The organism is Emticicia sp. C21, from assembly GCF_003418935.1.
Taxonomy (GTDB): Bacteria; Bacteroidota; Bacteroidia; order Cytophagales; family Spirosomataceae; genus Emticicia.
The window spans coordinates 213,349-237,550 of the sequence record NZ_QVMT01000005.1 but is presented as its reverse complement, the minus strand read 5'-3'; the positions used below and the strand labels follow the sequence as shown (position 1 = coordinate 237,550).

The 24,202-nt window shown below is 38.0% G+C and carries 17 protein-coding genes; 8 read left to right on the top strand and 9 right to left on the bottom strand.

Going from position 1 to position 24,202, the window contains the following annotated elements; translation table 11 throughout:
• Positions 1 to 79: 79 nt before the first annotated feature.
• Together D0T08_RS13690 and D0T08_RS13685 are read right to left on the bottom strand one after the other, a co-directional pair.
• The gene (locus D0T08_RS13690; protein ID WP_116983220.1) at positions 80 to 826 is read right to left on the bottom strand and encodes a LytTR family DNA-binding domain-containing protein; all 747 of its coding nucleotides are present in this window, start codon (positions 824 to 826) and stop codon (positions 80 to 82) included.
• On the bottom strand, positions 823 to 1,878 hold the full coding sequence (locus tag D0T08_RS13685) for a sensor histidine kinase (protein WP_116983219.1): 1,056 nt from the start codon (positions 1,876 to 1,878) through the stop codon (positions 823 to 825). The genes D0T08_RS13690 and D0T08_RS13685 overlap by 4 nt, the downstream gene beginning before the upstream one ends.
• Positions 1,879 to 2,229: 351 nt before the next feature.
• On the opposite strand from D0T08_RS13685, the gene D0T08_RS13680 reads away from it, so the two are divergent.
• The gene (locus D0T08_RS13680) at positions 2,230 to 4,785 is read left to right on the top strand and encodes a TonB-dependent receptor domain-containing protein (RefSeq protein ID WP_116983218.1); all 2,556 of its coding nucleotides are present in this window, start codon (positions 2,230 to 2,232) and stop codon (positions 4,783 to 4,785) included.
• A 67-nt stretch (positions 4,786 to 4,852) separates the two neighbouring features.
• On the opposite strand, the gene D0T08_RS13675 is transcribed toward D0T08_RS13680, so the two are convergent.
• From D0T08_RS13675 to D0T08_RS13665, 3 genes are all read right to left on the bottom strand, one after another.
• Positions 4,853 to 5,425, bottom strand: coding sequence for a hypothetical protein (locus tag D0T08_RS13675; RefSeq protein WP_116983217.1), 573 nt, complete (start codon positions 5,423 to 5,425; stop codon positions 4,853 to 4,855).
• Between the two features lie 143 nt (positions 5,426 to 5,568).
• Positions 5,569 to 6,636 (bottom strand): mannose-1-phosphate guanylyltransferase, encoded by a 1,068-nt coding sequence (locus D0T08_RS13670; protein ID WP_116983216.1) that lies wholly within the window; start codon positions 6,634 to 6,636, stop codon positions 5,569 to 5,571.
• 265 nt (positions 6,637 to 6,901) lie between these two features.
• Positions 6,902 to 7,945 (bottom strand): DUF3089 domain-containing protein, encoded by a 1,044-nt coding sequence (locus tag D0T08_RS13665; RefSeq protein WP_116983215.1) that lies wholly within the window; start codon positions 7,943 to 7,945, stop codon positions 6,902 to 6,904.
• A gap of 132 nt (positions 7,946 to 8,077) precedes the next feature.
• On the opposite strand from D0T08_RS13665, the gene D0T08_RS13660 reads away from it, so the two are divergent.
• The 4 genes from D0T08_RS13660 (at position 8,078) to D0T08_RS13645 (ending at position 15,540) form a co-directional block, all read left to right on the top strand.
• On the top strand, positions 8,078 to 11,062 hold the full coding sequence (locus D0T08_RS13660) for a carboxypeptidase-like regulatory domain-containing protein (protein ID WP_116983214.1): 2,985 nt from the start codon (positions 8,078 to 8,080) through the stop codon (positions 11,060 to 11,062).
• Positions 11,063 to 11,224: 162 nt separating this feature from the next.
• The gene (locus D0T08_RS13655) at positions 11,225 to 12,454 is read left to right on the top strand and encodes an isocitrate dehydrogenase (NADP(+)) (protein WP_199538159.1); all 1,230 of its coding nucleotides are present in this window, start codon (positions 11,225 to 11,227) and stop codon (positions 12,452 to 12,454) included.
• 186 nt (positions 12,455 to 12,640) lie between these two features.
• Complete coding sequence (locus D0T08_RS13650; protein ID WP_116983212.1) at positions 12,641 to 14,452, top strand: T9SS type A sorting domain-containing protein; 1,812 nt, start codon at positions 12,641 to 12,643, stop codon at positions 14,450 to 14,452.
• 101 nt (positions 14,453 to 14,553) lie between these two features.
• Entirely contained in the window at positions 14,554 to 15,540 is a 987-nt protein-coding gene (locus D0T08_RS13645; protein ID WP_116983211.1) for a Gfo/Idh/MocA family protein, read from the top strand.
• Between the two features lie 91 nt (positions 15,541 to 15,631).
• Here D0T08_RS13645 and D0T08_RS13640 read toward each other — a convergent pair whose 3' ends face one another.
• Both D0T08_RS13640 and D0T08_RS13635 read right to left on the bottom strand, forming a co-directional pair.
• Positions 15,632 to 16,051: a nucleoside-diphosphate kinase gene (locus tag D0T08_RS13640; protein WP_116983391.1), complete on the bottom strand. Its 420-nt coding sequence runs from the start codon at positions 16,049 to 16,051 to the stop codon at positions 15,632 to 15,634.
• Positions 16,052 to 16,209: 158 nt separating this feature from the next.
• Complete coding sequence (locus tag D0T08_RS13635) at positions 16,210 to 17,487, bottom strand: Glu/Leu/Phe/Val dehydrogenase (protein WP_116983210.1); 1,278 nt, start codon at positions 17,485 to 17,487, stop codon at positions 16,210 to 16,212.
• Positions 17,488 to 17,798: 311 nt separating this feature from the next.
• On the opposite strand from D0T08_RS13635, the gene D0T08_RS13630 reads away from it, so the two are divergent.
• From D0T08_RS13630 to D0T08_RS13620, 3 genes are all read left to right on the top strand, one after another.
• Entirely contained in the window at positions 17,799 to 18,188 is a 390-nt protein-coding gene (locus tag D0T08_RS13630; protein ID WP_116983209.1) for a TraR/DksA C4-type zinc finger protein, read from the top strand.
• A gap of 185 nt (positions 18,189 to 18,373) precedes the next feature.
• Entirely contained in the window at positions 18,374 to 20,905 is a 2,532-nt protein-coding gene (locus D0T08_RS13625) for a M14 family zinc carboxypeptidase (RefSeq protein WP_116983208.1), read from the top strand.
• A gap of 186 nt (positions 20,906 to 21,091) precedes the next feature.
• Positions 21,092 to 21,601 carry a heme-binding domain-containing protein gene (locus tag D0T08_RS13620; RefSeq protein WP_116983207.1) on the top strand — a complete coding sequence of 170 codons (510 nt, stop codon included), beginning with the start codon at positions 21,092 to 21,094 and terminating at the stop codon, positions 21,599 to 21,601.
• A 146-nt stretch (positions 21,602 to 21,747) separates the two neighbouring features.
• Here the strand turns inward: D0T08_RS13620 and D0T08_RS13615 are convergent, their stop codons facing one another.
• Both D0T08_RS13615 and D0T08_RS13610 read right to left on the bottom strand, forming a co-directional pair.
• Positions 21,748 to 22,791, bottom strand: a complete 1,044-nt coding sequence (locus tag D0T08_RS13615) for an LD-carboxypeptidase (protein ID WP_116983206.1) — start codon at positions 22,789 to 22,791, stop codon at positions 21,748 to 21,750.
• A 109-nt stretch (positions 22,792 to 22,900) separates the two neighbouring features.
• Positions 22,901 to 24,055 carry a 2-isopropylmalate synthase gene (locus D0T08_RS13610; RefSeq protein WP_116983205.1) on the bottom strand — a complete coding sequence of 385 codons (1,155 nt, stop codon included), beginning with the start codon at positions 24,053 to 24,055 and terminating at the stop codon, positions 22,901 to 22,903.
• Between the last annotated feature and the right edge of the window lie 147 nt (positions 24,056 to 24,202).

Here is a 24,202-nt window from a genome sequence, read left to right as displayed (position 1 = left end):
TTTGTATAAGTAAAAATAAATATTAGAGACAATATGCCATACATAGTGGAAAAGGCCAGATATTTTCTACCAACTCTTATTACTTAGAATAATTCAATAGCTTTAATAACTCATCAATACTTGATTCACTGACAGGAATATCATGTATGCCTATCTTAATCCGTTGCCCTCTGATTGATTCTATTTTATCGGTATTGACAATGAAAGACTTATGGATACGCATAAACTGCTTTGAAGGCAGTTTCTCTTCAATTGCCTTCATGGTCGATTTAGTAAGAATAGGTTTGGTCTGGGTTGTCAGGAAGATTTTGATATAGTCTTTCAAACCCTCTATATGCGTAATATCCTTAATGACAATCTTCACTAATGAGTACTCAACATTAATGAAGAAAAACTCAGGGAATTCATCCGCTTTTGTAGCAGGCTCGGTAGATACTGTGGCAGGGGCCGTAGCAGCCATGTGGTTTTTGGTATATATTTCTAAGGCTTTATACGTTGCCTTAGTAAAGCGTTCTAAGCTGACGGGTTTCATCAGATAATCAACCACATCTAAATCATAGCTTTCAACTGCATAGTTTGCATAAGCAGTTACAAAGATTACGAGTGGTTTTTCTCTCAAACTTTGCAGAAACTTGGTTCCTAACATGCCGGGCATCTGAATATCCAGAAACATCAGGTCAATTTTCTCCTCCTGTAAAGCCTGCATGGCTTCAAAAGGATTTTTACAGGTACGAACTAACTCCAGGAAAGGTATCTGTTTGATATTCTCTTCGAGGAGTTTGCGTCCCATACTTTCGTCATCAACGGCAATACATCTGAGTGTCATGAGCCAATCGTTTTTAATTGTAAAAATAGAGAAATAATAAACCAATTATCCTCTTTTTTAATCTCTAACTTGTGCTTATCAGCGTATAAGAGTTCTAATCTGCGTTTCACATTCTTCAAACCAATACCTGAGCTATTGTCTTTATCTTCGGCTAATTCAGGAGCTATCTTATTTTTTACTTCATAATATAGGTCCTGGCCCTCGCATCTTACCAGTACATCAATTATAGGAGTATCTATCATCCCCACCCCATGCTTAAAAGCATTTTCTACAAACGGAATCAATAACATGGGTTCTATAATCTGTGAGCCGATATTCCCCTCTACTTTCATATTTATCTCTACATCTTCCTCAAACCTCACTCGTTGCAAATCAATATAGTTATTCAGATAATTAATTTCCTTATCTAAAGATACCTGCACGTCATCGGCCTCATATAACATGTAACGCATTAATTCTGATAACTGAATGGTAACGGGCTCGGCTGCACTTGATTTGGTGCGAATAAGATATACAATACTGTTAAGTACATTGAAAATAAAGTGTGGGCTGATTTGTGAGCGAAGAAACGATAGCTCGGCTTGCAATTTTTCCTGTTTTTCCTCCTGCTTAGTCTTTTCCTGGTCTGCCATATAAAGAATAAGTCCATATACGGTACTTATGGCACTCACAAAAAGAATCGGAAACATGGTCTTCATCTCAAAAAGCTTTATTTGATGCCCATTCATATCAACAGGGTTTTCCCACAATCCGAGTTTCAAAAAATACTGAATAATTATGAAAACAAAGCTCAATACAATTACGGAGAATATATAAGACCCAACGCCCCTTTTGCGAAGGAAATAAGGCATTAATATTAATGTATTGATAAAAAACTGAGGGACGTGCGTAATGGATAGTGGTGCAATATGTCCTAAATACCATCTGTCTCTTTCGGTGTCATTCAGGTAGGCATTAATAATGGGCCAAACCACCCATACTCCCCAGAACAATATATGAAACAGCAGACGAAAGAGGTATTCAACTGATATTTTTCTATTAAGTATAGTCATTAATTGTTAAATTGTTTTTATAAAATTTTGCACTTTTTCAAGTTTATAGTTTAGCTAGTTTATAAGATGCGGAAAGTACAAAACGCAAACAAATCTATACTATTAAAATAATTCAATTATCATCAAACAGACCAAAGTTCTCAATTCGAAGACAAAAATCCTTAAAGCGCAATCAAAACCCTCTTTCCGTCTATTTTGAAGCGTTTTTCTATCTACATAAGCCTTATTTCATCTTTCATCGTCTATCTTCTGTATTTCATCTATTCTATAAAAATGTACAAAAAACACACGTTTATTTTGTGTCGTTAAATCATTAGCGACAGAAAAAACAAAACATAAAAAATAATTACAATGAAAAAGTTTATCACTATTCTAAGTTTAATTTCTTTGGCCAGCACTTCCATAATGGCACAATTTCCCGGAGGAGGTCCTGGTGGCCCGGGAGGTAGAGGTGGTCAGAGAGGAGATGGAAACGGACGTCTGGGCCAACAACAGACACCAACTTTAAATCTTGAAGGCAATGCACCAAAAGGTAACTCTAAGATTACAGGTTTTGTAATTGATGAAGCCGTAACCACAGCAGTGGAGTTTGCCAACATTGCACTTTACAATAAAGATAATAAAGTAGTAGACGGAGCAATGGCTGACGAAAAAGGAAAATTCACTTTATCAAGAGTAGCTGCAGGTGAATTTAAATTGGTGGTAACTTTCATTGGTTATGCTGAAAAAACAATTGATAATATAAAAGTTGAGAAAGGAAAAGACATTGATTTAGGTGTGATAAAGCTGGCAACAAGTGCCAAACAATTGGATGAAGTAACAGTATCAGCCGAAAAATCAATGATTGAAGAGAAAGTTGACCGATTGGTTTATAATGCAGAAAAAGATATTACATCTAAAGGTGGTGATGCCGCTGATGTATTGCGCAAGGTACCTTTATTGACTGTTGACCTTGACGGCAACGTATCTTTACGTGGAACTTCAAACATCAGAGTTTTAATCAACAACAAACCTTCTACAATCATTGCCAGCAGTATTGCTGATGCCTTGAAAATGATTCCTTCTGACTTGATTAAATCGGTAGAGGTGATTACTTCGCCATCTGCTAAATATGATGCTGAAGGTTCAGGAGGTATCATTAATATTATTACCAAGAAAAGTACGATTCAAGGCTTAACATTAAACGTTGATGCTGGTGCAGGTATTCGTGGTTCTAACTTAGGTTTGAATGGTAGCATCCGTAAAGGTAAATTAGGTGTGACCATGGGTGGCGGTGGCCGTGCTTTCTATAACAAAGCAGGTGTTTCATTAGCCCAAAGTACTTTAGTAAATGGGAATACAATATTAACTAAACAAACGGCTGATGCTTTTGATAACGGTTTATTTGGCCGTTATAACTTAGGTTTCGATTATGATATTTCTAAAAACCAGTCTTTAACCGCAGGTGTTAACTTTGGTACTCGTAATTTTATCAGAACTCAGGATTTTACCACAAATATCTATAGTAACAACGTTTTAAATTCGACTTCTTTTAGAAATGTAGATAGTAAAGACTTGTCAAACTCTGTTGATGTTAATTTAGATTATATACGTACTTTCAAACCTTCGCAAGAATGGTCGGTTTCAACTCAATACAGCAAGAGTAATCTTAAAAATAATTTCTTAGCTGATTTATTGAACGATTCAGGCACTACATTGAGCCGACAGAAAAACCTCAATAACAATATAAACCAGGAGGTTACCTTACAAACAGATTTCCAGACACCAATCAAAACTAATCAGATGTTGGAATTAGGTGTGAAAGGTATATTCCGTCAGGTAAATAGCGATTTCAGTTATCTGGTTGCAGGTTCAACAGGAGAGTTTGCTTCTGATGTAAGAAACCCTGCCGGTTTGTTAGATTACTCACAGAACATTGCTTCGGTATATTTGTCTTATACGTATTCAACCAAGAATAAATATACTTTTAAAGTAGGTACCCGTTACGAATATACTACCATTGATGCCAGAGACCAGACAAAAGACATTAATATTCCGGCTTACGGAAACTTGGTACCAAGTGTAAACGTCTCGAAGACTTTTGGTAATACAACCTTGAAAGCGGCTTATAACAAACGTATTCAACGCCCGGGCTTACAACAATTGAACCCAAACTTTAATCTAGCTAACCCTCAGAATATTACCATCGGTAACCCAAGCCTTCGCCCTGAAATCACTGATAACTTTGAATTAAGTGCCAGTTCAAACATTAAAAAAGTATATCTGAATGCTTCAGTGTTTGGTCGTCAGACAAATAACTCAATCATTCGTCTGAGCTCTCCTTCTGATACATTGCTTGGTGCTATTATCACAACATTTCAGAATATCGGTACACAACAGGTATTTGGTTCTAATATTTACGGAAACGTAAGCATCACACCAAAATGGTCAGTGAATGCAGGTATTGATGTGTTCTATAACTACCTGGAAGGACAAGCGCAAGGCCTGGACGGTAAATCTACACTAATAAGCAATTCGGGTGTAGTAATCGGTGGCCGTTTACAGACGCAAATCCAATTGAAAAACGGTTGGGGTATTCAAGGATTCAGCTTTTTCAGAGGTAACCAGATACAATTACAGGGTATACAAGGTAGCTTCTATATGTACTCGGTTGGTTTCAGAAAAGATTTCAAAAACAAGAAAGGAAGTCTTGGTTTAGCTACAGACAACTTCCTGGGAGGTATGGTGATGAAGTCAACATTAAATACTGCTCAATTCAAGCAAACAAGCATCAACAATATCTATAACCAAAACGTGAAACTGACTTTCAGCTACAAAATTGGTAATATGAGAATGGTTGAGCAAAAGAAAACAAAATCGGTGAGAAATGATGATGTGAAGGCAGGAGATAATAATAATAACAACTAAGGATTTTCAAAATTAGGTTTTTTATAGTTTTGTTTTTAAAGGAGCTACCTATTGGGTAGCTCTCTTTCTATTTCTTAGGTTTGATACTTTTTACAACCTCTGATTTCTTCAGAACAATACTCCAGATAGCAAAACCAGAATCATCGCTGAAACAGAGCTTTCCTACACCTTTATCGGCCCGTATAGGAGCAGTATATACAAAAAGCGAATCGTCTATACTCTGGATATTATTGCTCATAGGCAGCCTTTGCATTGCATTATCGGCATAGGCTTCCAATACCTCTTTTTCTTTAGGATACAGGCTTTTATTACTCCCAATATCGGGCTGACCTAATAAACGGACTTTTAGGTTATACTTTTTAGATACTGAATCTATTATCCGCATATTTTTCAGCTGACAGATTTCCTCAGTACGTGCCTCTGAAGCCTCTTTCATCTGCTTCTCAAAATCTTTGGTCAAAGTGGCCGCAATACCACTACCCAGAATCTCTACTTGCTCCATAATCTGTGCGGGCGAAATACGCTTTATTTTGTAGCCTTCCATTTCTTGCTTTACTTCAGTAGTATCTAAACGCTCCAGGTTTGAGCAACCAAATTGCGTCAGAAATATGCCTACTATCCAGAATTTATTATTTTTCATATATTATTCCTTAATTTTAGTAAACAATTTTGCCACGATGTAAACAAGAGAAACACAAGGTTACACTATTAGAGCCAATTGTGTAACATCGTACCTTGGTGTACATTGTGGCAATTTACTATTGTACTGTATTATATCAGTTACTAAACAAATTCTTTCCCTTTATTTCCGGCTGTTGCCACAAACTCTTTTACTTTCTGTTCGTCCTCTTTTTTACAAATCATCAGCACATTATCAGACTCTGCTACAATATAGCCATCTAAGCCATTGATTACGACCAGTCTATCGTGAGGAGTTTTGATAATCGAGTTCTTTGTATCGTATAGCAAGGTTTCTCCGTCTATCACATTCTGGTTTTCATCTTTGGGAGATACGTCATATAACGATTTCCAGGTACCTAAATCAGACCAGCCAATATCCGAAAGCACAACAAAAACATTTTCGGCTTTTTCCATCACACCATTATCAATCGAGATATTTTTGCACTGTGGATATGCCTTTTTCAAAGCTTCAGCTTCTCTATCAGAATAAAAATCTTTCTTGATTTCTTCGAAAGCCTCGGCCATTTCAGGTAAGAACATTTCAAAAGATTTCTTGATTGTCTGTACATTCCAGATGAAAATACCTGCGTTCCAGACAAACTCTCCGCTTTCAATAAATTTTACAGCCCATTCAAGATTTGGTTTCTCTGTAAAAGTTCTTACCCGCTTAATATCTCCCTCTGACTCCATAAACTGGATATATCCATAGCCTGTATCCGGGCGGGTAGGTTTAATACCCAGTGTAACCAATACATCGTTCTTTGCTGAAAAATGTAACGCTATTTTAATCTTCTCACGAAACTCATCTTCTTTTAAAATAATATGGTCGGCAGGTGCTACCACAATATTCGCATCTGGATTTCTGGAAGCAATTTTATAACAGGCATACCCAATACAAGGGGCTGTATTTCTACGACTCGGCTCTAACAATATCTGGTCGTCTGACAGATACGGCATTTGTTGCTTGCATAAATCGTAATATTCTTCGCTCGTAACTATATAGATATTTTCTTTTGGACAAACACCTTCAAAACGCTCAACAGTTTGTTGAATCATAGTTTTACCAACGCCTAAAACATCGTGAAATTGTTTTGGGTTGGTGGTGCGGCTGAAAGGCCAGAATCTCGTTCCTACGCCTCCTGCCATTATAATTACGTAATTATCTTTCATTAATAATGCTTCAAATGTTAAAATGTACGAATCACAGATTTTAAAAGGGAACATCTATTTGGGATGCCCACTTTCTGTGGGTTTTGTACTGTGCAGTGTATGATATTTTATCTGGTTTTAATTACTAAAATTTATAAGCAAGTTTTAATCCAATGATTAAAACTAATTTGTTGATTGATAGTTTACTGGGTTGATGATGAATATTTGAACGTTGTTTGTTTTATGAAGTGAATAAATGAGTTTTTATAAACTGTTCGAGTAAATATTATTGTTGACTAAAGTATTTTTCTGTACGTAAAGCTACGTTTTCTCTGATATTCATCCAAAATAAGTTTATATCTGCACGATGCCATATTTTAGTACGCAAGAATGCTCTGCCCCTCACATAAGGTTTGTTAATCCAGAGAATACCCTCGTGCACCTGTGCATCTGCGGCTTCTTTTACAAAAGTAAATTTCAAACCGACTCCTCCCTTATTTTCCTTTTTTGAAACGAAATCTTCATTCAGTTTCCATGAGAGTGGATTAGTACACACTGCTTTATCTAAACCATCTTTATAATAAGGTGGAACAAATTTCCGGGCAAAAGTATTCCACGAAACAAAACCACCAATTTCTTCTGCCGATTGGCTGGGCTTAATATTTTCAAAGGTATCTGCTGTTGTAGCAATACCAATCAGATAGGCTTCTACCAATTGTTTTTGCAAAGGTTTACCATCAAAAAACTCTTTTAGCAAACGCTTGGCCAAGACTGTTCCCTGGCTATGAGAGGCTATAATAATCGGGCGCCCCTGATTCCAATGGCTAAGGTAATACTCAAACGCCGATTTTACATCTGCATAAGCTAAATCTAAGGCCTGTTTTTTATCATCAGCGTTCTTGGTAAGAAAGCTATAATAATGTGCCTGTCGGTATCGGGGTGCAAATACCCTACCCGAACCATTAAAAGCTGAGGCCTGATTCAGGATGGTTGAGTTGTCTACCATTGCATTTAACTCTGCATCATTTACATCAGCATTCCAGAGATATTGGTTCTTCGGAGTATAGGTATAAATAGTTGGATGCAAGAAGAAAACATCGACTTTAGCTTCCTTCTGGCCATCTTTCAGATTTGACTTCAAAGGTAATTTATCGGCTGCATCTTCTTTATCAGGTAGCGCCGCCCAGGTGTCTTTTAAGCTATAATCCGGGACTGGTGGAACATGCGTAGAATCGAAACTGGAGGCAAGAATTACATACTTCTGGGCATATAAATGGGCTTCAAATAAGGAGAAAAACAAAAATAAATATGAAAAAAAAACTTTTCTCATCTTATATAATTATTTTTTGGTAAAATTGTAAAATTTTTATAAAATCTAACAATAGTATGCTTGCATATTATTGTTTTCTTTTCTATGTTTGACACAAAATTACGTTTTGTTAACCCACTAACCAATACCCTCATGCAGAAACTTTCCGTAAAAAAATTGTTGTTCGGATTCTGTTGCTTTTTCATCACGCAAGTAGTCTTAGCTCAGACTAAAGTTTCCGGTACAATAACAGACGCTGTTACAAAAGAACCTCTGATTGGAGTAAGTGTGCAAGTAAAAGGAAAAGTGATTGGTACCATTACTGATACCAAAGGAAACTTCTCTTTCAGCACGTCAACACCTCCTCCTTTCACGCTATTAATTACCTCAGTGGGTTATGAAAGTCAGGAAGTAAGCGTTTCAGGTAATAACGCTGCTATCAACATTTCATTGAAAGAACAAGCCATTTTAGGGCAAGAAGTGGTAGTAGCGGCTTCACGTGTTGAAGAAACCGTGATGAAATCGCCTGTTGCTGTTGAAAAAATGGACATTCGCGCCATTCGCGAATCAACTTCTCCTTCTTTCTACGATGCACTTTCTAATATGAAAGGCGTTGACATGACCACTCAGGGTTTATTATTCAAATCAATTAACATGCGTGGATTTGGTGCAACCGGAAACCCTCGTACTGTACAAATGATTGATGGAATGGATAATCAGGCTCCAGGCCTGAATTTTCCTGTTGATAACATTGTAGGTATGCCTGAATTAGACGTTGAAAGTGTAGAGTTATTGCCCGGTGCAGCTTCTGCCCTTTATGGCCCTAATGCAATCAATGGTTTGATATTAATGAATAGTAAAAGCCCATTCCTATATCAGGGACTAAGTGCTACTGTAAAAAGTGGAGTAATGAGTGCTTCTAACAGAGAAAAGACTACTACTCCTTTCTACGATTTATCGTTGCGCTATGCCAAAGCATTTAATGATAAATTTGCTTTTAAAGTTAATTTAGCCTACATAACTGCAAAAGATTGGGAAGCTACAGATTATACAAATTTAAACGTAGGCGGTAATGCTGACCCTAAGCGTGGCACAGGAACAGACGCTGATTATGATGGCGTCAATGTTTATGGAGATGAAACCAGAAGAGTTGTTAATGGAGTTCCTGTAACTAGAACTGGTCTTTTAGAAAAAGATCTGGTTGATTATAACACCAAAAGTTTTAAAACTAATATTGCATTACACTATCGTATCAATGAGAAAGTTGAGTTAATAGGACAAGTAAACTATGGTTTTGGTACTACCGTTTATACGGGTACAGGTCGCTATGCACTTAGAAACTTTAACCTTACACAAGGCAAGCTAGAGTTGCGCGGAGATAATTTCACCTTGAGAACTTATACTACTCAGGAACGTTCCGGAGATTCATATACAGCAGGTTTAGTAGCCTTAGCCATGCAAAGAGCTGTTAAGTCAGATGATAAATGGTTTGCGGATTATGCAACAGGAGGGCGTGCAGCAGCAGATGCAGGAATGCCTGCTCCAGGAACTGATGCCTTTAAAAATCTTCTGGAAACCGCAAGAAGCACTTCTATTAATGCTACTGATGCTAACAACAAAGGCGGTGGCTTTCTGGATAAAACTAATCTATATCATGCCGAGGGAATTTATAATTTCAAAAATCAGATTAAATTTATTGAATTGTTAGGTGGTGCAAGCTTCAGACAATATCAGCTGCGCTCAGAAGGAACTCTTTTTTCTGATACGAAAGATGGTAGAGATGGAACAATATCAATTAATGAATATGGGGCATTTCTACAGGCGGGTAAAAGTTTGTTTGATGATCATTTAAAACTATCTGCCTCGCTTCGTTATGATAAGAGTAAAAACTTCGAAGGATTCTTCACTCCACGTGTATCGGCAGTTGGCTCATTCGGTCAACACAATATCCGTGCGTCTTATCAAACAGGTTACCGTATTCCAACCACACAAAATCAGTATATTGACTTAGCTACTCCTCTTGGTATATTGATTGGAGGGCAGCCGGAATTTGATACCCGATATAATTTATCTATAGGAATTACTCAGGATATTTTAGCTGATTTTGCCGCTAAAGGTCTTGCTACTAAGTACCTGACTGATGCTGATAGAGCAGGGGTTACTCAGGTAGTTAATGCTGCGCTTCCAACAATACAGGCACAGGTTATTGCTGGAGTACAAGCACAAGTTGTAGCTGCTGTAACGGCACAGGTTCAGGCTGCAGTAGCCGCAGGGCAGATTCCTCCAGCACAAGCACCTGCTGTTATAGCTGCTCAAGTTCAACAACAAATGACAAGTGATGCTATTAAAACTACTATTACAGGATTAGTAACTAAGAACGCTAGTGATTTCGGAAGGGGCTTTGCCTTAGGTTTATTACCTAAATACAAAGCTGTTCCTTTGCAACCAGAAAAAATACAGTCTTTTGAAATAGGTTATAAAGGCCTTATTGCTGATAAATTGTTTATTGATACTTATTTCTACTATAGTTTGTATAACAATTTTATTGGTGGTACTTCTATAGTCGTGCCTACTAAATCAGCGCTGGAAGGGATATTACCGATTCAATCAGGAATTGGCATAGGCAATTATATTGGTTTTTCTCGTCCTTCAAACACAAAAGAGAGAATAACAGCCAATGGATTTGGTATTAGTGCTAACTATTCTTTAACAAAAGGATATAATATTGGAGCCAATTTTGCCCAAAACAATCTTATCGGATTTACGGCCTCTTCTGAGCAACAATATGCAGGTTATAATACACCAAAAAATCGCTATAACTTGAGTTTCGGAAAAAGATTAGTGAGCGGTAGTAAATTTGGTTTTAATATCAATTTCCGCCATCAAGATGGATTTAATTGGGAAGCAAGTTTTACAAGACCATCTGATGCTACAATAGCTGCCTTTACCAACACTCAAATTAAGGCTATCAATAACATTGATGCACAAGTTAGCTTAAAAGTACCAAGTATAAAGTCTATTATTAAGCTTGGCGGCACAAATATTGGTGGTAAACCTTACGTTCAGGCATTTGGTAGTGCGTCAGTAGGTTCAATGTATTATGTAGCTTTATCATTTGACGAACTACTGAATAAATAAGATTTTATTAATTTTCATAATTTTCTTTGGTTTAAGTTAAAAAGAGCTTCCGATTGGGGGCTCTTTTTTTATGGTTTCCGATAGAAAATTCGATTTAATTATACATTTTTTCACATTCTGTGCATAACTTTACAACCGCATTTATTAATTAAACAAATAATCATGGATAAGATTAAAGTAGCAAACCCCGTTGTTGAACTAGACGGAGACGAGATGACCCGCATCATCTGGCGTTTTATCAAAGACAAATTGATTCTACCATATATTGATGTAGATATTAAATATTATGACCTTGGTGTTGAATATCGTGATGAAACCAATGACCAGGTAACTATCGATTCTGCCAATGCTATCAAACAATATGGTGTGGGTATCAAATGTGCTACTATTACTCCTGACGAAGCACGTGTAAAAGAATTTAATCTGAAACAAATGTGGAAATCACCAAATGGTACTATCCGTAATATCCTGGACGGTACCGTTTTCCGTGAGCCAATCGTTTGTCAGAACGTACCTCGTTTGGTTTCTAACTGGACATCCCCAATCATTGTGGGTCGTCATGCTTTCGGTGACCAATACCGTGCGACTGACTTCGTAGTAGATGGCCCGGGTAAATTGACGATGAAATTTGAAGGTGCAGATGGTAGTGTGAAAGAGTTTGATGTATATAATTTCAAAGGGGGCGGAGTAGCTATGGGTATGTATAACACAGATGAATCAATCCGTGGTTTTGCACACTCTTGTTTCAACGTTGCTTTGAACAAAAAATGGCCTTTATATCTATCTACTAAAAACACCATCCTGAAAAAATACGATGGTCGTTTCAAAGATATTTTCGAAGAAATCTATCAGGCAGATTACAAAACTAAGTTTGAAGCTGCAGGTATCGTTTACGAACACCGTTTGATTGACGACATGGTAGCTTCAGCCTTAAAATGGAATGGTTCGTTTGTATGGGCTTGTAAAAACTACGATGGCGATGTACAGTCTGACTCAGTAGCGCAAGGTTTCGGTTCATTAGGCCTAATGACTTCCGTGCTAGTTACACCAGATGGTGAAACAATGGAAGCAGAAGCTGCACACGGAACCGTAACACGCCACTTCCGTGACCATCAGGCAGGTAAACCAACCTCAACTAACCCAATTGCTTCTATCTTTGCATGGACTCGTGGATTAGAATTCCGTGGTAAAAAAGATGGCAATCAGGCGCTTATCGACTTCTGTCACGCGCTGGAAGAAGTTTGCGTTGAAACAGTTGAGTCTGGTAAAATGACAAAAGATTTAGCAGTTTGTATTCATGGTAATAAAGTAAACCATGGCGAACATTACCTATATACAGAAGAGTTTTTGGAAGCATTAGACCAAAACCTGAAAATCAAATTAGGTAAGTAAGATTTTCTATTTACGTTGCCCCACGCGCCTTGGCTCTTGTAGTCAGGGCGTTTTGTTGTTCGTATGGTATGATGTTTGCTCAAATTTCGTCATACTTATTCGGATTATGAGATGAGATTGCACTTGAGAAGTTTCCTATGCTTTTGCTGCTTACTTTACAATTTTTATACCCATGCACAAAGTGCCATGCAATGGCAAAAGAGCATGGGGGGAAAAAACAATGAATATGCCTATGCTTCTACCCCTACTGCCGACGGTGGATATATCATAGTAGGCTCAACAAATAGCAATAATGATGGCGATGTACCCACGTCCAAAGCATTTAATGGCTTGGGTGGTACTGATATATGGGTAATAAAGGTGAATATCTGGGGAGAAATTCTCTGGTCTAAAACTTTTGGTGGCACAAAAGATGATATTGCTACTGACGTAATAGAAACCAAAGATAAAAATATTCTTGTCCTGGCAACTTCAGCCTCTGCTGATGGTGATGCCTTAGGAAATGGTTCTCGTGGAGGATTAATACTATTAAAGTTAAAGACCGACGGGAGTGTGCTCTGGAGAAAAGTTTTTGCTGGAGGGTATAATGTAGGTGATATATCATTCACAAAAGCAGATGCCTATTCTAAACCCAACATAAAATCTACGAGTGATGGCAATTATGTTATTAGCGCCAATATTCTACCCCTGATTAAGACTGATGTATGGCTGGCGAAAGTTACTGAAAATGCCGAAATCTTATGGACAAAAACCTATGGCACAAACCAGAATGATTGGGTAAACGAGGTGATTACATGTGCTGATGGAGGATATTTGATGGTTGGAGGAACAGAAGCCAATAATAATGATGTCCCTGGAGCAGGCAATGGATTTATTGATATTTATATCATAAAAGTAGACGCCACAGGTGTCTTACAATGGCAAAAAGGCTTAGGAGGTGCAAATTTAGATGAGGCATTTTCTAGCACACAGTTGGCAGATGGCTCTTTTATTATTGTCGGCGAAAGTAACTCTACCAATGGTGATTTAGCTGCGAATCTCGGTGAAAAGGATGGATTTATATTGCGACTCTCCAATAGTGGTTCTATACAATGGAAAAAACAGGTAGGAGGAACCTATTCAGACGGCCTTTATGCGATTCGAAAATCTTCTACTGGAAAAATTTATGGATTCGGGCAAAGTAATTCAACACTTGGTAATGTAAAACCAAAAGGCTCTGTCGGAGATGTATGGATTACACAGATAGACGAAACCAATGGCAGTCTGAAAGAAAATGCACTATTCGGTGGAGCAGACATTGATATTGCCCGTGGTGCTTTTCCAACAAACGACGGTGGATTTATCGTTGCTGCCAATACCAATTCTGTCGATGGAGACTTAACCCAAAACAATGGCAATACTGATTTCTGGCTGGTAAAAACAGGTACACCTTTACCTGCTACCTTAGGAAGTTTTTCGGCGGCATTAACTAATGAGCAATATGTAAAATTATCGTGGACATCGCTTAGTGAAGTAAAGGCTAAAAACTTTGTCATCGAACGAAGCTTCGACCTCTTAAGATTCACCTTCATAGGTCAAGTAAATGCCACCGGAACAAGCAACACTGCAAAATCTTATTCAATTACCGATACTAAACCTGTCATTGGTAAAAACTATTATCGCTTAAAATTCTATGATGACGCTAATAAAGAGTTTATCTATAAAACCGTCTCAGCTACGGTTTCTTTATTAGCGAATGAATCAGAATCAGACAATTCATTAACTATTTTCCCCAATCCAGTTTCAGGCTCTTCCTTTTATATAAAATCAGCAGAGAAGTTTCTCTTAAAGACTCCTGATCTTATTGATGTAAGAGGGAGAACTTTCACTCTTGAAATAGAGGTTTTAGATGCTACACTAAGTCGTTTTACAGTAAAGCAAAACCTTAACCCGGGGTTGTACTTCTTAATATGCGATAACGGGCGAAATAAAATCGTTAAGAAATTGATTGTTCCGTAAACACTTTTATACCTACATTTAAGTTTTGAATCAATAATTCAAACTGTTTTATACATCAATCAGGTAAGTGTGGCGTTATCTGATTATATCTTTTTATAAAAATGGCTAAACCAATCAGATGGGGTATTATAGGGCTTGGTAGAATTGCGGAAAAATTTGCAAACGATTTAGTAAAAGTACCCGATACAAAACTACATGCTGTTGCTTCTACCTCAATAGATCGGGCACAGGACTTTGCCCAAAAATTCAGTGTCCCTTATCATTACAATTCATATCAGGATATATTCAAAACACCAGATTTAGATGTTATTTATATAGCCACACCGCATACTTCTCATGCCGAAAATGCCATTCTTTGCCTGAAGAATAAAATGGCCGTCCTTTGTGAGAAACCATTTGCTATGAACCTGAAAGAAGTTCAAAAAATGGTTGACACAGCCCGCGAGAACGATACTTTTCTGATGGAAGCGATGTGGACGCGCTTTATACCTGTAATTCAGAAAACACAAGAGTTGATTGCTGAAGATAGAATAGGAAAAATAAAGACCATTCATGCCGATTTCGGGTTTGTAGCACCTTTTACTCCCGAACGAAGAACTTTAAATCCTGTGCTCGGTGGTGGCGCTTTGCTTGATATTGGGATTTATCCGGCTTATTTAAGTCTTTTATTATTAGACTATCCAACAGCAATTCATGCAGTAAGTATATTCGGGCAAACAGGTGTCGATGAAACGACCAGTTTTGTTTTCAAATACCCACAGGCTACTGCCTTAATGAATGCGACTTTTGCCTCCCGGACTCGCACAGAAGCCTTGATTTATGGAGAAAAAGGATATATTCATTTGCCTGAGCGTTTTCATGAAACCAGAACACTCACACTCTATGAAACTGATAAAGACCCGATTACTTTCACTTTTGAACAAGAAACTAAAGGATATAACTTTGAAATTGAAGAAGTTAACAATTGCCTGAGAAATAATAAAAAAGAAAGTGTGAAAATGCCTCTTTCTATGAGCGTGAAACTCATGAGCCTATTAGATGAAATCCGTCAGAAAGCGGGTATTAAATATGATGGAATTGACGATTGATTAATTCTGACAAATAAAGTCTTTCTAATAAAGCACCAAAAAAATAAGCCTTGACGAAATTCGCCAAGGCTTATTTTTTATAGAGAAACTCTTAGTATTGCTCTGTCACACCAAAGAAGAATGAACCTTCTATAGCTGCATTTTCATCTGAATCTGAACCGTGGATAGCGTTTTCTCCCAAAGATTTAGCATATTTTTTACGGATAGTCCCTTCTTCCGCATTAGCCGGATTCGTTGCCCCAATCAAAGTACGGAAATCAGTTACTGCATTTTCTTTTTCTAAAATCATAGGAACGATTGGTCCCGAAGACATCATTTCACACAATTCACCATAAAAACCTCTTTCTTTATGTACTTCGTAGAATTTACCCGCTAAAGCAGGGGTCAATTGCGTTTTTTTCATGGCTACAATTCTAAAGCCAGCTGCTTCAATCATAGCTATGATTCCACCAATATGATTATCAGCCACCGCATGAGGTTTAATCATTGTGAAAGTTCTGTTACTTGCCATATCTTTAGTTTTTTGAATTTTCGCAAAAATACTCAATTTAACTTAACTGTATATGCTTTATTAAGAATATGTAAAAAATTGAACTTGTTTTTAACAAAAACCCATCTGTCTTTTTATTCAACAAATGGGTCTGTTATACTTCATATTAATTGCTATTATCAACCATAACCACCACGGAACTTATAGGTACTGGCCACCTTATCAATTGCCACAATATAAGCTGCCAGACGCATAGATACCTTGTGTTTCTGTGATGTTTCAAATACTTTATCAAAGGCATCTTTCATCATACGGTCGCAACGACGATTGATTCTATCCAACGCCCATTTATAACCGATACGGTTTTGTACCCATTCAAAATAAGAAACGGTTACGCCACCTGCATTGGCTAAAATATCAGGCACAACCATGATTCCTTTTTCGTTGATAATATCATCTGCACTGGCAGAAGTCGGGCCATTGGCACCCTCTACAATTAATTTTGCCTGGATGTTAGCGGCATTATCATGCGTAATCACGTCTTCTTTCGCTGCCGGCACTAATACATCCACATTCAGCGCTAATAACTCTTCATTACTTATCAGTTCTGCCTCCTTGAAGCCTTCCAGGCTACCTCTATTTGCATTTCGGTAAGCAATAGCTTTTTCAATATCAATACCCTTAGCATTATAATAAGCTCCGGATATATCGCTGATACCACAAATAGTTACCCCTTTTTCTTGAAGCAATTGCGCCGCATAAGAACCCACATTACCAAAGCCCTGCACGGCAGCAGTTGTTCTGTACGGATTCAAACGCAATTTTTCCATACCAGAAAGGGCTGAAACCATTACACCACGCCCCGTTGCCTCAGTTCTTCCCAGTGAACCGCCTAAAACCAGAGGTTTTCCAGTAACAACAGCGTTTACAGTCATGCCTTTTGCCTTTGAGTATTCGTCCATCAACCAGGCCATTTCACGAGGGCCTGTACCCATATCCGGTGCCGGAATATCCTTATCCGGACCAAATATATCTAGCATCGATAAAGTATAGGCACGCATCAAACGCTCCATTTCACCAGCAGACATTTCACGTGGGTTGCAGGCAATTCCGCCTTTTGCTCCGCCGTAAGGTATATCTACTACCGCACACTTCCAGGTCATCCATGCGGCCAGAGCGCGCACTTCATCAATATTCACAGCAGGGTCAAAACGAATTCCCCCTTTACTTGGCCCCAGGATAGTTGAGTGAATTACTCTATATCCCTCAAAAACCTTTATTTGCCCGTTATCCATTGTCACAGGCAATCCAACAGTTACTTGACGTGCAGGTACTTTCAGGATATAATACATTTCTTCGCTTATCCCTAAAATCTTCACAGCTGCATCAAACCTCGACATCATAGACTCCAAAGGATTTTCTGTATCCTTTATCGGAGCCGGTTCTATGTAATTCATAACAGGATTTTCTATTGTTGATGATTATTTTTAGGGTGCAAACTTAGAAAAAAGAAAGTATTTCTTAAAATTGTGAAATTTTACAAAATCATAACTTTCTCTTAATTTTAAAGTATCTACTTATGTCTTAAACTGACAATTTTCTACTTCGCCAAATAATTTACTGTTTTCGACTCATTACCTTTAAATAAATTTTTTTGATGGTTTGCCAATATTTTAATTAAGCGGTTGTTAAAACGGGCGAAAAACGCTATCTTTGTGGCGTTTTTTTAGAGCATGTACCCAATTTAACAATTTACTGCATTACGATTATGGCCGTAGTTGAAGAAAAAACCCGTTATTCAGAAGAAGAACTGAGGGAATTTGAGGTAATCATTACCAACAAATTGGAAGCAACAAGAAATGAGTTGAACTTTATTAAGGAAACGCTAAGTCGTAAAAATGACAATGGTACTGATTACACATCAAGCAGCACAAAATTACTGGAAGATGGCGCTGATGTAAGTGAAAAAGAACAATTGAGTCAATCGGCTGGACGTTTACAAAAGTTTGCTCAACAATTGGAAGCTGCATTAATCCGGATTAAAAATGGTACCTACGGTATTTGTAAAGATACTGGTAAGCTGATACCAAAAGAACGCTTAAGAGCGGTGCCGCACACGCAGCAAACTATTGAAGCTAAATTAAAAGCGTCGAACTAATTCTTTCGACCACCTTATTAAATAGATTCCTTAAAATAGAAGAGAAAAGGTGTTAACTACACTCTTTGAACCGCATTTTTAAGGTTTGTAGATTCTTTGTCTATACAAAAAGCCTCTGTGTCAGAGGCTTTTTGTATTTTTAGGCAGAAAAGTGCTTAATTGCTAAATAAACTACCCCATTTTTCATGAAAAAAGTACTACTCTTACTCTTCATCATTGTAAACTTATGCGCTTACGGACAAGTAGCGGATAATTATTATTTGCCGCAGGACGTAACCTATGACCCTAAAATTCCGACCCCGAAACAATTCCTGGGCTATCAGGTAGGTGAGCAACACGTAACACCCTACGAACAATACGCTTATATGAGAGAATTAGCTCGTTTATCAGATAGGTTCAAGGTTGAGATTTATGGCAAAACTTTTGAAAACCGTGAGCTTTTGCTGCTGACCGTTACTTCTCCGAAAAACCATTCTCAATTGGAGCAGATAAAATCAGAACATCAGAAATTAGTGAATCCCTCACAATCGGGCAGTGTAGATACCAGGAAAATGCCTATTGTGGTATGGATGGGTTATTCCGTGCATGGGAATGAGGCTAGTGGTACAAATTCAAACCTGATGTCGGCTTATTATCTGGCTGCTGCGCAAGGAGCAGGTGTAGATTCTTTACTAAATGAAGCTGTTATTTTAATAGACCCATGTATCAATGCTGATGGGGGAAACCGTTTTGCAACATGGGTAAATATCAATAGAAGTACAACCCTGGTAAGTGATATCAATAGTCGTGAGTTCAGTGAAACATGGCCAGGTGGACGTACCAATCACTATTGGTTTGATTTAAACCGTGACTGGCTCTATCAACAAATGCCTGAAAGTAAAGGCCGTCTGGTAAAATTCTATGAGTGGAGACCGAATATATTGACCGACCACCATGAGATGGGCAGCGCCTCTTCTTTCTTCTTTCAACCCGGTATCCCTGCCCGTACGCATCCCTTGACGCCTAAAAGCAATATCGAATTAACTGCTAAAATCGGCAAATTCCATGCGGCAGGCTTAGATAAGATTAATTCAGCATATTATACTCAAGAAAATTATGATGATTTCTATTATGGCAAAGGGTCTACCTTGCCTGACGTGAATGGTTCTATTGGTATTTTGTTTGAACAGGCTTCTTCACGTGGGCATTTGCAGGAAACATCAAATGGTTTGTTAAGTTTTCCTTTTACGATTCGTAATCAGGTATCAGCCACTATGTCGACTCTGAAAGCGGCCAGAGCTATGCGTGTAGAGCTATTAGATCATATGCGTAATTTCTACAAAGAAAACTCTACTAATGCCGTAAAAGCCTATGTTTTTGGAGGAAGTAAAGACGCCGTGAAAACCTGGGAAATGGTGAATATGCTGAAAAGAAACCAGATTGATGTATATAAACTGGGCAAAGACGAAACCATTGATGGCACTTCATTCGATAAAAACACTTCTTATGCCGTGCCAATGAATCAGCCACAACATAGATTAATCAAATCTATGTTTGAGAAACGTACGAAGTTTGAAGACAGTCTTTTCTACGATATTTCGGCATGGTCGCTCCAATATTGTATGAATACGCCAACAGCAGAAGCCAAAGGCTCTGTTTCCTTAGGTGAAAAAGTAAGTATAAATGACTTTCCAAAAGGTAAAGTAATTGGTAGTAGCACTTATGCTTATTTCTTTGAATGGAATAGCTATTATGCCCCAAGAACAGCTTATGAATTGCTCAAAAAAGGTTATACCTTAAAAGTAGCCGTTGAGCCCTTAACAGCCATTGTCAATGGCAAAGAGCAGAAGTTTGATTATGGGACGATTCAGGTTGTCTGTAATGGCAGCGACCCAAGTGATGTATTGAAAACCCTTGCTGAAAGAGATGGCGTTGATTTTTATGCGACTGTAACAGGCTTAACACCAAACGGTATTGATTTAGGTAGTGAAAAATTCCGCCGTTTGAGACAGCCTAAAGTATTGATGTTAGCCGGGCCGGGTGTGAATGCCAACGATGCAGGAGAAATATGGCATCTGCTGGATACAAGAATTAATATTCCGCTTACCACCTCTGATATTGAAACGGCGAATCGCGTGAATCTGGATAAATACACCCACATAGTGATGGCAGGTGGCGGCTATAACAATCTATCAGACGAAAAAATCAAACGCTTTGTGCAAGGCGGTGGCGTATTAGTAGCCATGACTGAAGGCGCTGAATGGGCGGCTAATAAGAAAATAGCATCCATAACTGTTAAGGCTCGTCCAACCAATGATGGCAATGAAAAGCGCCCTTATGTATTGCAAGAGAAATTTACCGGAGCTATGGAAACAGCAGGTACTATATTTGAGGCGAAAATAGACCCGACTCACCCAATTTGCTTTGGTTATACACAAGATAAACTGGCTTTATTTAAAGACAACAACATTTTCTTTGAAGACACTAAAAATCCTTATAATACACCGCTTATTTTTACAAATAATCCATTGATTGCGGGATATGTTCATCCTAAAAATGAGGCATTAATTAAGAACTCACCTGCCGTTATTACCCAGAATTTAGGTGCAGGCAAAATCATATTAATGTCTGAAAACCCAAATTTCAGAGCATTCTGGTATGGTACAAATAAACTATTCCTGAATACCCTTTTCTTTGGTCATATTATTGGTGGAGGAAGATTTGTTGGGGAAGAATAATCAGTATTGAGGTATCAGTAAAAACCCTTTCAAGAAGACTTGAAAGGGTTTTTAATTTTATATTAAAGGGTTTAAAAACAAAATTTCTTACTAAACATTAGTTATCACTCGCAAATCTTATATTTATACATGAATACCCCTATCTATTGATTGCAGAAATATTCCAAACACTAATCTATTACCATTATGAAAAAGAAAACCCTATTAGGGCTCGGTATCGTTCTGATACTCATGCAATTTATTCGCCCGGAAAAAAATGAATCGAATGATAAAACGCATGATATTTCTACTAAATATACCATTCCAGCTAATGTCAATCATTTATTAGAAGTGGCTTGTAATGATTGCCACAGTAATAAAACTACCTATCCATGGTATTCGGAGATACAACCTGAGGCTAGCTGGTTGAATGCTCATGTAAACGGTGGCAAATACCACCTTAATTTTTCTACCTTTACCTTGCTTCCGATTGCCATTCAGAACCATAAATTTGAAGAAATCATAGAGATGATTGAGGATAAGGAAATGCCTTTACCATCTTATACTTATCTGGGTATGCATAAGGAAGCTAATCTAAGCGATGAAGAAAGAAAAGCTATTATTGATTGGGCGAAGGCACAAATGGATACATTAAAAGCCAGTTATCCGGCTGATAGTTTGGTGCTTAAGAGAAGAACCCCATCCCCTGCTAATTAAAATCGCATATAAATAAAATTGCCACAATGTACACAAGGGCGCCCAGTCAATGTTACACAATTTAATGAAGCAAGCCTATTATGTAACATTGACTAGGTGTCCCTATGCTTTTAATCGTGTACATTGTGGCAAAATATACTTTTGAATCATTTATTAACCGCTGCCTCACTCAATGTAATACTTCCAACCCCAGCATCAATGGTAGCTTCCAAGCCAACCGGAACAGTAAATTTATCTTTAATATGCCCTATCATTGCACCTGAAAAGGATGGTATTTTTAAAGGCTTGATATGATCTTCAAAAATATCTTCCATTGTCAATGAGCCATAGCCGCCTTTTGATGGCGGACAATCAGTACATTTACCGAATACGAAACCTGAAAGTTGACTCAATAAGCCGGCAATTTTCAATTGGGTAATCATCCGGTCGATACGGTAAATATCTTCGCCTACATCTTCTAAAAACAGAATATTACCTTTAAAATCAGGTACATAAGGGGAGCCTACAATATGGCTTAATACAGTGAGGTTACCCCCAATTAATCGACCAGTAGCTTTTCCTCCATTAATCGTATAAATTCTGTCGTCAACTTGCACTAGATTGTCTCCTTTCTTGGTCGGATTGTTCATCTGTACAATACTACCTTCTATTAGCATATTCCTGAAGTTTTCAACTGAGAAATTATTCCATGTAGATGAACCTACCGGGCCATGAAAGGTAACAAGACCTGCTTTAGCAAAAATACCCAACAACAAGGCTGTAATATCACTATAGCCAATAAAAACCTTTGGGTTCTGTTGAATGGTTTTATAATCTAAAAGTGGTAATATTCTTGCACAACCCCAGCCGCCGTGCATAGCCATGATGCCATTAATGCTTTTATCGGCAAACATTTTGTTAATATCAGCTGCACGGTCTTCGTCACTACCTGCCAGATACCCATATCTATCAAATATATGGTCGCCCTTTTTCACTTTAAATCCAAGTACTTCCAGACTTTCGATGGTTATCTGTACATCTTCTTTCACAAAAGCTGAATAAGCGGGGCAAACCAAACCAATCGTATCACCTTTTTTCAGGGCAGTAGGTTTCAGGGTTTTAGCTTTCGTATCTCTGAATGCAAAATTCATATTAGTCAAGCCCAAGCTTGCTAATAAAGTAGTATTGAGAAAATGGCGACGGTCAGTCATGGAGTTTGATGAAGTGGGGTTTATTGTAAGATTTATCTATGCAAAGTAAACAAAAAAAGGCTTGATGAACGATTCAACAAGCCCTTTTCAGAATTTTGTCCTATTATTCTTATGCAGAAACGGTTTCTTTCATCAAGATAACCAGGTCTTTATCATTTACTTCTTTGATTCTATCGGCCAAATCCAAGAAACGGCTGTAAGCATCATCAATTTCAGGTTTCTCCAACTTGAAGCCTAGCATCTCAAGACGATGCTTCAGAGCATGGCGGCCGCTTCTGGCTGTCAACACAATAGATGATTTATCAACACCCACTTCCTGCGGATTGATAATTTCATAGTTTTCTGTATGCTTCAAGAAACCATCCTGATGGATCCCAGAAGAGTGAGCAAAGGCATTACGTCCTACAATCGCTTTATTGGCTTGTACAGGCATTCTCATGGTTTGAGAAACCAGATTACTCAAAGGAGAGAGCAATGTACTTTCAATATTCGTATGGAGTCCTAAAGATTTATGTACTTTCAGAATCATCGCTACTTCTTCTAATGAAGTATTTCCTGCACGCTCACCAATACCATTTATCGTTACCTCTACCTGTCTTGCGCCAGCCTGAATTCCGGCTATTGTATTAGCTGTAGCCAAGCCTAAATCGTTATGGTTATGCATTGAAATGATAGCCTTATCAATATTTGGTACGTTATTCATGATATATGAAATACGCTCAAACATTTCGTGAGGCAATACATATCCGGTTGTATCCGGCAAGTTTACTACAGTTGCACCTGCTTTGATTACCTCGTCGGTTAGTTTTGCTAAAAACTCTAAATCAGCACGACCAGAGTCTTCTGCATAGAACTCTACGTCTTCTACAAACTTTTTCGCATGCTTTACTGCTGCAATAGCTTGTTCAATAATCTGCTCGCGGGTACTGTTAAATTTATGTTTGATGTGGATATCAGATGCCCCGATTCCGGTATGGATACGTGGGCGCTTAGCAAATTTCAGGGCTTCTGCAGCTGCCTCAATATCGCCTTTAACCGCTCTTGACAAGGCACAAACGGTTGGCTCTGTTACGGCTTTAGATACTTCCACAACCGATTTGAAATCACCCGGGCTTGAAATAGGGAACCCTGCTTCAATAATATCGACACCCAGTTTTTCGAGTTGCTTGGCAATCATTACCTTTTCATCGGTTGTTAACTGACAACCGGGAACTTGTTCTCCATCTCGTAAGGTGGTGTCGAAAACATAAATCTTTTGGCTCATCGCTGAATGAGGTGTTTAGTTATTTTGTACTACTTCTTTATAGAGCATATCTAAAAATTATGCTTCGAACTGCAAAGTCAGAATAACAATATTTAAATCTGCTATTACTCGCAAAAAAAGCCCTTTCTCACCGAGTGCAAGAAAGGG